This is a genomic window from Gordonia sp. B8661-1 (genome assembly GCF_059427765.1).
The window spans coordinates 292690-307380 of sequence record NZ_JCAHRL010000005.1; the positions used below are offsets into that span (position 1 = coordinate 292690).

The following is a 14691-nucleotide window of genomic DNA, read 5'->3' on the forward strand; positions in this document are numbered from 1 at the left end:
TTTGACCGGCGGGGCATTCTCGCTGGTGTGCGGGCTTGACCGGCGGGGGTGTGCGCGGGTTGTGCGGGCTTGATCGGCGGGCCATCCTCGCTGGTCGAGTAGCGTCGAGCGAGCGGAGCGAGTCCGACGCGTATCGAGACCGCCGTCAGTCCTCGGATCGGCTGCGGCGCAACAGGTCCTGGACGCTGATCTGCGAACCCTCGCCGTCGCCCTCGGCGCGGGCATGCCGGTCCGAACGTCGCGGGGGCGCCTTGCCGTCGTCACTGGCCGGGGTGGCGTTCTCGCTGAGGCCGCGGTCCATCGGCGACGGTCCCTGACGCGGTCCGTCGGGCGACGGCGTGGGCTGCTGCCCCTCGGGCTCGATGGATGCGGCCAGCGGACGCTTGCCGTTCCGGTCCAGCGACGGCCTGCGGTTCAGCATGCCGTCCGGTCCGCCCGAATTCGGTTGCGCCGATTCGGGTGCCGACGTCCTGCGCTCCGGGCCGGGTGCGGGACGCGGGGCCTCGGGGCGCGGGGCGCGTGCGGGTGCCGGTCGCGGCGGGGTTGGCGACGACGGCGCCGGGGGCTCGGGCGCTGCCGGAGGTGTGGCGTCGCCGAGGCGGATACCGCCGTGGCCGAGCTTCCACTGGCCGGTATCGGGGCCCTCGTCGCGGTTCGCGCGGCTCCGCCGGAAGCTGCCCGGTCGCGGCGCGGGTGCCGACGGTCGGCGCGTCGGGGCCGGGCCGGAATCCGGTCCGGTCTTCGGTGCCGGGTTCTGCTGTGCGGGAGAATGTTCCGGTCCGGCGTGCGGTGCGGTCGACGGCCGCGGTGCGGTGCGGGCCGGACCGCGCGGTGCGGTCCGGGACGGGGGCGGCCCGCCTGCGCTGGTGAGTGGCGCACCGGCGGAAACGGCGGCCATGACCGAGGTCGGGGCCTCGGCGGCCATCCGGCCCGACGAGACGGCGCGCGGTCCGCTACCGCCGTCGCGCATCTCGTCCGGTTCGTCGTCGAGAATCGTCTCGCCGAGACCGATCTTCTGCTGCAGGGTCTGCATCCAGCGCGGTGCCCACCAGCAGTCGTCGCCGAGCAGCTTCATCACCGACGGCACCAGCAACATGCGAATGATGGTGGCGTCCAGGATGAGTGCGGCGATCATGCCGTACGCGATGTACTTCATCATCACGATCTCGGACAGGCCGAACGCACCGGTGACCACCACCAGGATGGCCGCCGCCGCGGTGATGATGCGGCCGGTGTGCGCGGTGCCCACCCGGACCGCCTCGGTGGTACTCGCCCCCTTCTGTCTCGCTTCGACCATGCGGGACAACAGGAATATCTCGTAGTCCGTGGACAGTCCGAACACGATGGCGATGATCAGCACCAGGATGGCCGCGAACAGCGGTCCCGGCGTGAAGTTGGCGATCGACGCACCGTGCCCGTCGACGAAGATCCACGTCAGGATGCCCAGTGTCGCACCGAGTCCCAGTGCGGTCATGAGCGCGGCCTTGATCGGCAGGACGATGGATCCGAACGCCAGGAACATCAGCAGGCCGGTGATCAGCACCAGCATCACCGCCATCAGCGGTAATCGCGTCATCAGCGCGTCGATGGAATCCTGGGTGAGCGCGGGTGTACCCGCCACCCACATCTTCAGTCCGTGCGTGTCGATGGCACGGAGGTCCTTGATCGCCTGTGCCGCATTGTTTCTGTCGACGAGACCTGCCGACATCTGCATGATCTCCGGACCGTTCTGGCCGTACTGACCGGTCAGCGCGCCCTGATCGGCGGACAGGCTGAACTGCTTGGTGAATCCGGGGATCTTGTTGGCCTGCTCCGCGATCAGGGGCAGATTGTCGCTGCTGCTGTCATTCGGGTTGTAGGCGATGACGAGCTTGATCTCTTCGGTGCGCTCCGTCGGGAAGAACTTGTCGAAGTTCTCCTGCGCCACGCGGTTCGGATTGTCTGGGGGAAGGAACTTCTCGCTGATGCCGCCGAACTTGATGCCGCCGAACGGCACCATCAGCAGGAGCAGGATGATCACGGTGGGCACCGCGGTCGCCACCGGGTGGCGCATGACCCAGCCCGCGAGCTTGCCCCAGAACCCGTTCTCGACCTCTTCCTTGGTCTTGGTGCGGCGCAGGAAGGGCAGTCCGAGTGCGTCGACCTTCGGTCCGAGGATGCCGAGGATCGCCGGGAGCACGGTGATCGACAGGATGGCCGCGAGGCTCACCGACGCGATCGCGCCGTAGGCGACCGATTTCAGGAAGCCCTGCGGCATGATCAGCAGACAGGCCAGCGCGGCCACGATGATGGTGGCCGAGAACACCACGGTCTGCCCCGCGGTCATCACGGCTCTTCGTACCGCGGCCTTTGTCGAATAGCCTTCGGCCAATTCCTCCCGGAATCTGCTCACGATGAACAGGCCGTAGTCGATGGCGATGCCGAGCCCGATCAGCGTCACCACGGATTGGGCGAAGATGTTGAGTTCGGTGACCTGGGCGAGGATCTTCATGATGCCCAGTGACCCGGCGATCGTCAGACCGCCGATCAGGACCGGGAGGGTGGCCGCGACCACACCGCCGAAGATGAAGAACAGCATCAGCGCGACCAGCGGAAGCGCGATCACCTCGGCCCGGTGGATGTCCTTGTCCATGCCGGCGGCCATACTGCCCGCGATCGGCTGCAGGCCCGCGAGCTCGAATTTCGTGTCCGGCAGATTGACGCGTTCACCGATGTTGTCGAAGAACGGTTCGACGGTCTTGAAGTTGTTGAGAACCGTGGTGTCGTCGTCGCCCTTGATGCCGATGCTGATGAAGGCGTGCCGTTTGTCCTCGGTGAAGGTGCGGGACCGGATGGTCTCCTGTGCGGCCTTCGAGGTGGGGGACTGATCACGGAGATAGAAGGGGTCGATGACGCCGGGATCGGTCCGGTTGATGATCTCCGGGTGCGCGTTGATCAGGTCGTCGACGAAATTCTCGACCTTGGCACCGAATTCCGTGTCGTCGACCGTGGTGCCCTCGGGCGGGGTGATCAGCAGGATCACGTCGGAGCGGTGATCGCGGCCCAGGGCGGTGTCGGCGACGACCGAGCCGCGCGCCGACTCCGACGTCGGATCGAACCAGCCGCTCTGGCTCAGGTGCTTCGGCAGGTCGATTCCGTACAGACCCAAGCCGCCCATCAGGGCGATGAGTACCGCGATGACCGCGAAGCGCATGCGATAGACGAAGGTGCCGATGGCTCCGAACACGCCTTAGTCCTTCCTGCATCGGGTCGGTGAACCCGCGATAACCCCTCGACGACACCGTCGATCGAGTGGATGACAGTTCTCGTACAGATTGCCACCGACCTGTCCATCGGCAACGCTTGATTGTTTCAGGTGGTCCTGAGTGACGCCTGAGGCGTCGACGGCGCGTCGCCGCTGATCCGGGTCGGAATCCGTCCGGAATGTGGTGCGGGTCTCACCGGAGCAGCGCCGACAGCGGCCGGAACGGGGTGAGCCAGGCACCGTCGTCGGGCAGCGAGTCGAGGCTGATGCGCGGCAGCGGCTCCCGGAAGACCCCGGGAATGTCCTCGAGGTCGATGAACTGCAGGCCGTCGGTGTCCAGCGCCCAGCTCGCGTGCTCGCGGAATCCGATGACGGTGACCGGTACCCCGTCGGCCGCGATGTCGAGCAGCGGCTCGCGGAACGCCTGTCCGTCGGCGGAGGCGACGACGAGTCCGCTGAGGCCGACGGTATGCCTGCGCACCTCGATGTGATCGAGCATGTCGTCGTCGACATCGCTGTCGTCGGAGAGCTTCGGCTTCGCGAACACCGCATAACCGACGTTGCGGAGCGCGTCCACCCAGGGACGCACGATGTCGGCGCTGCCCGGCACGACGTTGGTGAAGACCGTGGCCTCGGGTTCGATCGCGATATCCGGGTCGACGTCGCGGGACAGATGCGCGGTGTGCTGCAGCAACCAGCGGCCCAGCGCGTCGAAACGGGGACGATGCGCGGCCGTCGGCCGGCCACCGAGGATCGCGCCGAGGCCCATGTCCATGTTCGGGGCGTCCCACACGAGCAGCACCCGCGATGCCTGGCTCTGGCCCGCGATCGTCTCGGCGAAGGCCGGTGATTCCGGTGCGTCCGACGTGGTGTTGTCGCGAGAACTCATGTGTGACTGCCCTTCTCGGTGTCGCCCGGCGCGGCCGCCGCGGCATCGCGGGGGATCGGCCGCACGTAGACGAACTCGTTGACGTCGCGGCCCTCGCGTTCGGCACGGCCCTCGAACTTGGTCGTCGGCCGTTCGAGGAGGATGGGCGACTCGGTGGTCAGTTGCACCACGTGCGGGACCTCCCGGCGCTGGGTGGCCAGCCGTTCGGCGATCCATTCGGCGTACTCGGCGTGATCGGTCGCGATGTGCAGCACGCCGCCCGGTGCCAGCCGGTCGGCCATCAATTCGATGGTCCCGCTCTGCAGCAGCCTGCGCTTGTGGTGCCGGGACTTCGGCCAGGGGTCCGGGAAGAACACCCGGATGCCCGCCAGGCTCGCCGGACGGAGTAGTTCGTTCAGTACAACGACCGCGTCGCCGCGCACCATGCGCACATTGGTCAGACCGGCACGGTCGACGAGACCGACGAGTTGTGCCAGTCCGGGTCGGTAGACCTCGACGGCGACGACGTCGGCATCCGGTTCCGCCTCGGCCATCGCGGCCGTCGAGATTCCGGTGCCACTGCCGATCTCGAGAATCACCGGCGCCTCCCGGCCGAACCATCCGGGCAGGTCGAGCGGTGGTTCGGGAATCCGGTCGGTACCGGTTGCCAGGTCGCGCCCCCACTGCGGCCACAGGGTTTCCCAATTGCGTTGTTGCCCGGTCGTCAGGGTGCCCCGACGAAACCGGAAGCTCGTCACCCGGGGATACAGGCGTGACTGGTCGGCACTGTCATTCACCTGACCATCGTGTCGTATCGGACCCCCATCCGGACACCCGACCGGCATGTGGCCGATGTCAGAAGCGTGTCGCCCTGTGGATAACTGCGCGGCTGACGCCGTGTTCCGCACTGTCAGGCGTTAGATTTGGCCACATGTCCAAGTCGCCCGCACTCGCCGACAGTGCGCTGGTCGGCGCCGCCGAGGCGGGCCGGCTGGCCGATCTGGTGGCGCCCGATTCCCCGGCCCGGGGGGCATTGACCGACGCCGGGCGGCTCTTCGCGCGTCCGCTACGGGTGCAGATCATCGGACGCCCGGGCACCGGACGCGACATGCTGGGCCGCGCACTCCGCGACCGACTGTCCGTCGACGCGGCCGCTCCCGCGCCGGTTGCCGTCGATGCGGGCGAACCGATCGTGCCCGTCCGGGCCGAGGTGAGTCCGGTGGTGCCCGATCTGTGGATCCATGTGCTCACCGGCCCGCCCCGGGCGGCTGATCACGAGGAACTCCGGGCGGTACCGGCGGATCGCTGTCTGGTGGTGCTGAACAAGGCGGACACCATCGTCGGATCCGCGGCCGACATCGCCGGCCGGTGCGGCCGGGAACTGGGCGGCCGCACCGTGTATCCGGTCTCGGCGTTGCTCGCCTGCGCCGAGGTCACTCCGGCCGATCTCGTCTTTCTCCGGGCCCTGGCCGGAACCGCCGACCCGCTGCCCGGCCTCACCGGGCTGTTCCTGTCCGCACGCGTCGACCCCTCGGTGGCGACGGGGATCGGCATGAGTGACACCGACGAGCGGCGGACCCGCGCCGCACTTCTCGAACGGCTGGATCGTCGCGGGCTGGAGCGGGTGCTCGCAGTCCTCGGTGCGGAATCGGGTCCGGCAGCGACCCCGGAGGCCCTGACGCGGATGCTGCGGTCCGAGTCCGGGATCGGCGGGCTGGTCGGACCGATCCGCGAGCGGCTCGGTGTGGTCCGGCACTGGCGGATCGTCGAACTACGGCATCGGCTCGAACTTCTCGCGCTCCGCGGTGTCGATCGCGACGCCATCGAGCAGCTCCTGCAGGGCGTCGTCACATGACCGCTGCGCAGACGATGGCCGAGTTGATCGACAGCGTCCACGAACTCACCGGTTACGACGCCGCCGCGGTGGCCGGCACCGGAACGACGACGGCGGCCTTCGGTATCGGTGGGGTCGGTGTGACCGCACTGGTCGGCGCATGCCGGGACGTCGACCCGGAGGTCCGGGTCGTGGAGGGGCGCTGGGGTCGCGGCACCGACGACCCGTCCATCGGTCTCGCGCTGATGGTCGTCGACCCCACGTCGACGGTGGGGGAGCAGGAGAAACGGGCCGTCGACGAACTGCGGTCACGGTTCGGCGTGGTCGCGCTGGTGTGCACCAAGATCGATGCGTTCTGGGACTGGCCGCGCATCCTGCGGGCACACCGTGCGGTGCTCGACCCGCATGAGCTGATGCCGGTGTTCGCGGTGTCGTCGACGATCGGCGCCGGGGTGCCGGATGTGCTCGAGTGGGTGCGGGAACAGTTGGCCGAACCGGCGTCCGTCCGGCGTGAACGAGCCCATCTTGCCGCCGCGCTGGGCGCGGTCGACTACCTGGCCGGTGGACCGGCCGATCCGATGGGATCCGGTGCGGAGACAAGCGAACTCGCTCGTCGCAGACGGTTCCTCGTGGAATCGCGGGATCGTGGACGCGCCGACCGCCTGGCCGCGGGCCGCGCCGGTCTGGCCCGCGTCCGCGGGCGCTCCCTGGCCGACGTGGCCGCCGGGACTCGCGCGCTGGCAACCGCGGGTCAGGCCCGCTGCGCCGGACTCGGCCGCGGCGACGTCGCCGACCACGCGCAACGTCTGGCCACCGAGGCCGCCGCACTGCGCGACCGGATCGACCGTGCGACGGCCGAACGCATCGAACAGGTCCGTGCCACCACCCTCGTCGGCATCGACGGCTCCGAGGCCGCGGCCGACTCCGACCTGATCGCCGACAGCGACGACCGCGCGACCGAACCGCCGTTCACACGCGAACTGCCCAGCGGCCGCCGTGGTGGCGAGGACGCCCTGCTCATGGTCATCGGGGCGTCGACCGGTGTCGGCATCGGACGGCTGATCGTCGCACCGATGGCGTCGGTGCAGACATTGCAGTGGATCAGCATGCCGCTGGCATTGCTCGTCGGGCTGGCGGTGGCGGTGTGGGTGATCCGGGTGCGGCGCACCGCGATGCTGCGGGCCGAGATGCGGACCTGGACCGCCGATGCCATGGCCGAGACCCGCAGCCGCCTCGACCATCGGGTCACCGCACGGGTGGCCGCCGCCGAGGCACCGCTGGCCGGTCAGGTCGCGCGACACTACGAACGCCGGGCCCGGCGCACCGTCGACGCGGTCGAGGACATCGACAACCGGATGCGTGTCCTGCGGTCGGGTTCGGCCGCCGCCGATCAGCGCGCCCGGCTGACGCAGGTGCATGCGGTGCGCAGGCAGTTGCTGAACCGTGTGCGTGCCGACAAAACCGCGCCGATGAGAGAGGATGAGGAGCGGACCGGTCCGCCCGCCGACGGGGACCCCTGACGCGGTTGTCCATCGTTCGAAGGACAGGGATCGGACCGGACCGGAACCGATCGACCTCACGGTGCGTCCTAGTACTCAACGGCACGTGTGAGGAGCGTTATGAGGGAGAACGCGATGGATATGACGTTTGCGGGCGGTGAATCGCACGACCCGCTCGGGCATGACGCCGCCCCGGGCGACTTCGGTGGCGATTTCGGCGCCGAGGATGCGACGTCGACGGCCGCCGCCGAGCACTTCGCCCCGGACACGGGTTCGGTCTTCGACGATTACGACGCAGCGGGCCAGGCGCCCGGGATCGATGGCGCCGACATCGAGGACGCCGGTCTCGACGGCCCGGAACATGCGGGCATCACCCCGGTGGCCGCTGTCACCCCGGCACCGGGCGACAGCGATGCCACCGCAGGTCACCTCTTCCTGCACCAGGACGGCCGGATCTGGGATCTCGGTCCGGCCGATGTGGACACCGACGCCGACGGCGTACGCGATTCACTGACCCGATCCGGCCCGGACGGCCTGACCGTGTACACCGATACCGATCAGGACGGCCAGGTCGACAAGATCACCGAGGTCGACGCGCACGGCAAATATTCGTCGTCGACCCTCGACCGGTCGAGCGGTGCGTGGGTCTCCGGGGACTCCGGCCGTATCGGCTGAGGTCGCGGGGCCGTCCAACCCCGGTACCTAACGTGCGCTCGGTCCACGTATCCTGTGGGGACGGACGACATTGCCGACGGTCTGTGCACGGGCCGTCACCTCGGAGGAGGCCTTCATGACCGCAGCTACGATCCCCGGACTGGACACCGCGCCGACCAAGCACGCAGGACTGCTCGCCTGGGTCGCCGAGGTCGCCGAACTCACGCAGCCCGACCGCGTCGTGTGGTCCGACGGCAGCGACGAGGAGTGGAATCGCCTCACCGAGCAGCTCGTGGACGCGGGCACCCTGGTCAAGCTGAACGAGGAGAAGAAGCCGAACTCGTTCCTGGCCAACTCCGACCCCGCCGACGTCGCCCGCGTGGAGTCCCGCACCTACATCTGCTCGGCCACCGAAGAGGACGCCGGCCCTACCAACAACTGGGTCGACCCCGCCGAGATGCGGGCCACCATGACCGAGCTGTACCGCGGCAGCATGCGCGGCCGCACGATGTACGTCATCCCGTTCTGCATGGGCCCCCTCGGCTCCGACGACCCGAAGCTGGGCGTCGAGATCACCGACTCCGAGTACGTCGTCCTGTCCATGCGCATCATGACCCGCGTCGGCCCGCAGGTGCTCGACGCCCTGGGTGACGACGGATTCTTCGTCAAGGCGCTGCACTCCGTCGGCGCCCCGCTCGCGCCCGGACAGGCCGACGTCCCGTGGCCGTGCAACCCGGACAAGTACATCAGCCACTTCCCGGAGGATCGCGAGATCTGGTCCTACGGTTCGGGTTACGGCGGCAACGCACTGCTCGGCAAGAAGTGCTATGCCCTGCGCATCGCCTCGGTGCTGGCCCACGACGAGGGCTGGCTGGCCGAGCACATGCTGATCCTCAAGCTGACCAGCCCGGCGAACAAGGTCTACTACGTGGCCGCCGCGTTCCCCAGCGCCTGCGGCAAGACCAACCTCGCGATGATCCAGCCGACCATCCCGGGCTGGAAGGCCGAGACCGTGGGTGACGACATCGCCTGGATGCGGTTCGGCAAGGACGGTCGCCTGTACGCGATCAACCCGGAGTTCGGTTTCTTCGGTGTCGCGCCGGGCACCAGCGACGACTCCAACCCGAACGCGATGAAGACCATCGAGGCCGGCAACACGCTGTACACCAACGTCGCGCTGACCGATGACAAGGACATCTGGTGGGAGGGCATCGACGGCGACACCCCCGATCACCTCATCGACTGGCTCGGTGAGGACTGGTCGCCGCAGTCCGAACACAAAGCCGCACACCCGAACTCGCGCTACTGCACGCCGATCTCGCAGTGCCCGTCGCTGGCCGACGAGTGGGACGATCCGGCCGGTGTGCCGATCTCGGCGATCCTGTTCGGTGGCCGTCGCAAGACCACCGTCCCGCTGGTGACCGAGGCCCGGGACTGGCAGCACGGTGTGTTCATGGGCGCCACCGTCGGCTCCGAGCAGACCGCCGCCGCCGAGGGCAAGGTCGGCACCGTTCGCCGCGACCCGATGGCGATGCTGCCGTTCCTCGGCTACCACGTGGGAGACTACTTCGCCCACTGGATCGAACTCGGCAAGAACGCCGACGCCGACAAGCTGCCGAAGGTCTTCTACGTCAACTGGTTCCGTCGTGGCGATGACGGCCGCTTCCTGTGGCCCGGATTCGGCGAGAACAGCCGTGTGCTGGAGTGGATCGTCGGCCGCATCGAAGGCGAGAACGAGGGTGTGGACACCCCGATCGGCATCGTCGCGAAGCCGTCCGAGATCGATGTCGACGGCCTGGACATCGAGGCCGAGGATGTCGAGGCGGCGCTCAACGTCGACGCCGACGAATGGCGCAAGGAGATCCCGCTCATCGAGGAGCTCTTCGAGTTCGTCGGGGACAAGCTGCCCAGCGGCCTGCGTGACGAATTGGACACGCTCAAGCAGCGCCTGAGCTGAGCCGGTACCCTTTCCGGCTATGAGACTTCGCCTCTGGGGAGCGACGTTCGTCGCAGTCTGCGCTGCGGCCGTGTCCGGGACCGTCGCCGGTCCCGCCGTCGCCGTCCCGGCACCGCCCGCACCGTCCGGCGGAGTCAGCGCCCTCTATCAGGATTCGACGACGATTCCGGCGGTGCCGACCTTCGGTGGCATCTCCGGGATCGATCGGTCGGGCAACGGCCGGTACGTCATGGTGTCCACGGACGTCGGACGGCACGGGCCCGCACGGGTCTTCCATGCGACGATCCCGTTCGCCAGCGGCGTCGGATTCACCGGTCGCCCCGCCGTCACCGGTGGCGGCACCATCCTCGGCCCGGGCATCCTGCCGATGCTGCCGGGAAGCGCGCAGTTCGAGGGCATCCGGCAGCGGCCCGGAGGCGGCTTCGCCGTGGCGAGCGGCGGAGCCCACCAGTTCGTCCGGCTCACCGGTGCGCTCGGCAACCAGGAGACCGATCTGCGCCTGCCCGCCGCATACCGCACCACCAAGTCATCCGGGCTCGACGGTCAGCGCGGGCTGACCGGTGTCGCCGTCACCCCGTCCGGCCGGATCAGCGCGATCACCGCGGGTGGCCTGCGGCAGGACCGCGCGCATTCGGCCCGCCTGCTCAGCTGGCGGGGCGCGCGCACCAGCGAGTTCGTCTACCGGACCGACGGTGACAAGGTCGCCGCCGACGTACTCGCCGTGAACGACACCGACTATCTGGTGCTCGAGCGCGGCAAGGGCCGCACCACCCGCATCTACTGGACCACCACCCGCGGTGCGACGCCGGTGACCGGCAAGGCCCGCCTATCCGGAGCCGAGCAGGCCATGACCAAGCGGCCGATCTTCTCGACCGCGCCGCTGCCGCGACTGGTGACCGGCAATATGTCCGGATTGGGTTGGGGCAACTGGCTTTCCGACCGTCCGTGGCTCACCTATCGCGCGCGCATGCTGTTCGTGGTGTCCAACGACGCCTTCTCCGGTCCCACCCGCGTCCACGCCCTCGAGGTCCGTTTCCCGAAGCGGTAGCGTCGGTGCCGGTTTCGATACGGCGCCTCGCTGCGCTCGGGGCCTACTCAACCAGCGGGTGAAATCGGCGATCGCGTCGTCCGAACGATCTCAGGGTCATTTCAGGGTCGGTCCCCGATGGTCATACGGCCCGACTTTTGGCACGGTAGGAACATGACAACGGCTCCTGTGCCCAGCGCACCTGCCCCGACCGTCGCCGCCGGCGCGGAAAACCTCACCAAGGTGTACGGCACCGGGGACACCGCGGTCGCCGCGCTCCGCGGCGTCACCATCGGCTTCGCCAAGGGCGAATTCACCGCCATCATGGGGCCTTCGGGCTCCGGCAAATCGACACTCATGCACTGCCTCGCGGGTCTCGACGTGGCCAGCGACGGTCGCGCGTTCATCGGCGACACCACTCTGACAGGGCTCTCCGACAAGGCGATGACCACGCTGCGGCGCGATCGCCTCGGGTTCGTCTTCCAGTCGTTCAACCTCGTGCCCACGCTCACCGCGGCCGAGAACATCACATTGCCGCTCGACATCGCCGGACGCGACGTGGACCGCGAATGGTTCGATGCGGTGATCGGGCGATTGGGCATCGCGGACCGTCTCAGCCACCTCCCGAGTGAACTCTCGGGTGGCCAGCAGCAACGTGTCGCGTGCGCGCGTGCCCTGGTGGGGCGGCCGGACATCATTTTCGGCGACGAGCCCACCGGCAACCTGGACTCACGATCCTCCGGTGAGGTGCTGCAGATCCTGCGTGCGGCCACCGACGAATTCGGTCAGACCGTCGTCATCGTGACGCATGACCCGCGGGCCGCGGCCTACGCCGACCGCGTGGTGTTCCTCGCCGACGGTCAGATCGTCCGGGAACTGGCGCGTCCCACCGCTGACGACGTCTTCGAGGTCATGAAGAACCTCGACGACGGGCCCGCGTCCGCCGACACGGCGGGCAAACACGAGGCGAATCCGTACGAGGTGCGCTGAGCCATGTCCGCATCAGTGATGCGCCGCGTATCGATCCGGAATCTGCGGGCGCACAAACTCCGGCTTGCCCTCACCGTCTTCTCCATCGTGCTCGGCACCTGCTTCGTCGCCGGTTCGATCGTGTTCACGTCCACTGTGTCCAAGGGCTTTTCGGACATCTTCGATCGGGTCGCACCCGGTGTGGCCGTGCAGATCACACCGGAGGACCAGCGGTCACCCGGTGTGCCGCAGAAGGTCATCGACGATCTCACCGCCCGGCGCGGCGAACTGGGCATCGACCGGATCGTGAGCAACTATTCCGGCTCGGTGACGATCGCCCAGGCCGACGGCAAAGCACTGCAGACCGGTGGGGCACCCAGCATGGGTACCGCGTTCATCCCGGAGGATCAGGCACTGTCACCGGAGACCAGCAAGTTGCTGCCCGGCGGTCAGGCCCCGAAGGGGCCGGGCGAGATCGCACTCAACTCCTCGGCGGCCGACACCGCCGACCTGAAGGTCGGATCGACCACCAAAGTGGTTGTCGGACAGGGATTCGCGCAGCCACGTGAGGTGAAGGTCGTCGGCCTGCTGGACCTGCCCGGCGCCACGAGTGGTGTCGTGAACGTCCAGTTCGATCAAGCCGTCGCACGCCAATTGTTCTCCGATGGAACGCATTCCGCGCAGGTCGATCTATCGGCCGTGCCGGGTGTGTCGCCCGGGGAGCTGCAGAAGCGGATCGAGGCGGCGCTGCCGGGTGACGACTACAAGGTGCGCACCGGCGATCAGGTACGCCAGGATCAGAAGGACGCCGTCAACCAGTTCCTCACCATCTTCACCGGAATCCTGTTGGCGTTCGCGGCGATCGGACTCATCGTCGGCACCTTCATCATCTACAACACGTTCGCGATGATTGTCGCGCAACGGAATCGGGAGCTCGCACTACTGCGGGCGGTCGGTGCCAGCCGCAGGCAGATCTCCCGCTCGGTGCTGTTCGAGGCGCTGATCGTCGGCATCATCGGCGGCGTGGTCGGACTCGGCGTCGGTATCGGCATCGCCGCTCTCCTCAAGGCGATCACCACATCGCAGTCGGGACTGCCCGATGCGCCGCTGCAGATCGGTGTGGGCGCGATCCTCGCCTCACTGTTCGTCGGTGTGGTGGTCACCATGGTGAGCGCCTGGGTCCCGGCGATCCGGGCGTCGCGGGTGCCACCGGTGGAGGCGATGCGCGCCGGGATGGCCGAGGGCTCGGCCTCGCTGGTGCCACGCACCGTCGCCGGCGTGATCCTGGGCGTGGCGGGCGTCGCAGCGATCGTCGGCGGATCCTTCGGGGTGGGCCTCGGCCCGGCGCTGACCGTCGGTGCGGGTGCGGCTGCGGCGATCGTCGCGGTCGTGCTGGCCGGGCCCGCGCTGTCGCGGCCGATCGTCGGTGCGCTCGGACGCGTGATCGGTGCACCCTTCGGCAAGATCGGCAATCTCGCCCGCACCAACGCGGTCCGCAATCCGCGCCGCACGGCGGCCACGGCCTTCGCGCTGACGCTCGGGCTGATGCTGGTCGCCGTGATCGGCACCCTGGGCACCTCGTTCAAGGGCACCGTCGACGATGCCGTCGACACCGGGTTGCGTGCCGAATACATGGTGACCGGCGCCAATCAGATGCCGATCCCCGGCTCGGTCGAGGACACCGTCGCCAAGGTCGACGGGGTCGGGACGGCTGTCAGTTTCGGCATGCTGCAGACCGAGGTCGACGGCAAGACGGTCACCGGGTTCGGTGCGGTGGGCGGTCAACCGTCCGATGTCGCGGTCCTGACGATGTCCGACGGTGCATCCGATCGATTGCCCGCTGACGGACTGTTCGTCAGCAAGCGCACCAGCGCCGAGAAGGGCTGGAAGCGCGGCGACGTCGTGACCTTCACGTCACCGACGGGCACCGAGGTGACGACCACGGTGGCAGGCGTGTACGCCGACAACGAGGCGTTGCAGCCGTGGATCGCCGGACCGGACGTCTACGCGAAGCTCGTGCCCGAACAGATGCGGATCAGCGCGATGGTCCTCGTCGATCCGGCACCGAACACCAATGTCGCGGCGTTGCGCGACAATCTGGAGAAAGCCACCGAGTCCTACCTCACCGTGCAGATCCAGGATCGGCAGCAGTTCAAGAGCAGTGTGTCGTCACAGATCGACTCGATGCTCGCCACCCTGTACGCGATGCTCGGGCTGGCCCTGGTGATTGCCGTGCTGGGCATCATCAACACGCTGGCGCTGTCGGTGGTCGAACGCACCCGCGAGATCGGGATGCTGCGGGCGGTGGGCATGCTGCGCTCGCAGGTCCGGCGGTCGATCTACGTGGAATCGGTGCTCATCGCGATCTTCGGTGCGGTCACCGGTGTGGTCCTGGGCACGGTCATCGGCTGGGCGCTCGTCCGCACACTCGCCAAGTGGGGCCTGGGTGACCCGGTGCTGCCGTGGTCTCTCATCGTGATCACGCTGATCGGATCGGCGGTCGTCGGCGTGCTGGCCGCGCTGTGGCCCGCGGTGCGGGCGGCTCGAACCCGGCCGCTCGAGGCGATCGTCGAGGCCTGACGTACCGGTCCGTATCGCGGGATTCGCGCGGCTTCGCGTGATGACCCGGCCGACAATGG

At 68.5% G+C, this 14691-nt stretch carries 10 protein-coding genes; 7 read left to right on the forward strand and 3 right to left on the reverse strand.

Features of this window, described 5'->3' with window-relative positions:
- Nucleotides 1–145: 145 nt before the first annotated feature.
- The 3 genes from AC4JJG_RS13140 to trmB all read right to left on the reverse strand — a co-directional run bounded on the left by AC4JJG_RS13140 (nucleotide 146) and on the right by trmB (nucleotide 4927).
- Nucleotides 146–3226 carry an MMPL family transporter gene (locus AC4JJG_RS13140; protein WP_495401426.1) on the reverse strand — a complete coding sequence of 1027 codons (3081 nt, stop codon included), beginning with the start codon at nucleotides 3224–3226 and terminating at the stop codon, nucleotides 146–148.
- Between the two features lie 211 nt (nucleotides 3227–3437).
- Entirely contained in the window at nucleotides 3438–4133 is a 696-nt protein-coding gene (locus tag AC4JJG_RS13145) for an NYN domain-containing protein (protein WP_495401425.1), read from the reverse strand.
- Nucleotides 4130–4927 carry a tRNA (guanosine(46)-N7)-methyltransferase TrmB gene (trmB, locus tag AC4JJG_RS13150; RefSeq protein ID WP_495401679.1) on the reverse strand — a complete coding sequence of 266 codons (798 nt, stop codon included), beginning with the start codon at nucleotides 4925–4927 and terminating at the stop codon, nucleotides 4130–4132. Before trmB ends, AC4JJG_RS13145 begins: the two co-directional genes overlap by 4 nt.
- Nucleotides 4928–5043: 116 nt before the next feature.
- Here trmB and AC4JJG_RS13155 point away from each other — a divergent pair, with 116 nt between their 5' ends.
- The 7 genes from AC4JJG_RS13155 (at nucleotide 5044) to AC4JJG_RS13185 (ending at nucleotide 14632) form a co-directional block, all read left to right on the forward strand.
- Nucleotides 5044–5967 (forward strand): hypothetical protein, encoded by a 924-nt coding sequence (locus AC4JJG_RS13155; RefSeq protein ID WP_495401424.1) that lies wholly within the window; start codon nucleotides 5044–5046, stop codon nucleotides 5965–5967.
- Complete coding sequence (locus AC4JJG_RS13160; protein ID WP_495401423.1) at nucleotides 5964–7466, forward strand: hypothetical protein; 1503 nt, start codon at nucleotides 5964–5966, stop codon at nucleotides 7464–7466. The genes AC4JJG_RS13155 and AC4JJG_RS13160 overlap by 4 nt, the downstream gene beginning before the upstream one ends.
- Before the next feature lie 114 nt (nucleotides 7467–7580).
- Nucleotides 7581–8120, forward strand: coding sequence for a DUF6802 family protein (locus AC4JJG_RS13165; RefSeq protein ID WP_495401422.1), 540 nt, complete (start codon nucleotides 7581–7583; stop codon nucleotides 8118–8120).
- Between the two features lie 115 nt (nucleotides 8121–8235).
- Nucleotides 8236–10056: a phosphoenolpyruvate carboxykinase (GTP) gene (locus AC4JJG_RS13170; RefSeq protein WP_495401421.1), complete on the forward strand. Its 1821-nt coding sequence runs from the start codon at nucleotides 8236–8238 to the stop codon at nucleotides 10054–10056.
- 19 nt (nucleotides 10057–10075) lie between these two features.
- Nucleotides 10076–11104: an esterase-like activity of phytase family protein gene (locus AC4JJG_RS13175; protein WP_495401420.1), complete on the forward strand. Its 1029-nt coding sequence runs from the start codon at nucleotides 10076–10078 to the stop codon at nucleotides 11102–11104.
- A gap of 153 nt (nucleotides 11105–11257) precedes the next feature.
- Nucleotides 11258–12073: an ABC transporter ATP-binding protein gene (locus tag AC4JJG_RS13180; RefSeq protein ID WP_495401419.1), complete on the forward strand. Its 816-nt coding sequence runs from the start codon at nucleotides 11258–11260 to the stop codon at nucleotides 12071–12073.
- 18 nt (nucleotides 12074–12091) lie between these two features.
- A complete protein-coding gene (locus AC4JJG_RS13185) occupies nucleotides 12092–14632 on the forward strand; it encodes an ABC transporter permease (protein ID WP_495401678.1) in 2541 nt (846 codons plus the stop codon).
- Nucleotides 14633–14691 lie beyond the last annotated feature (59 nt).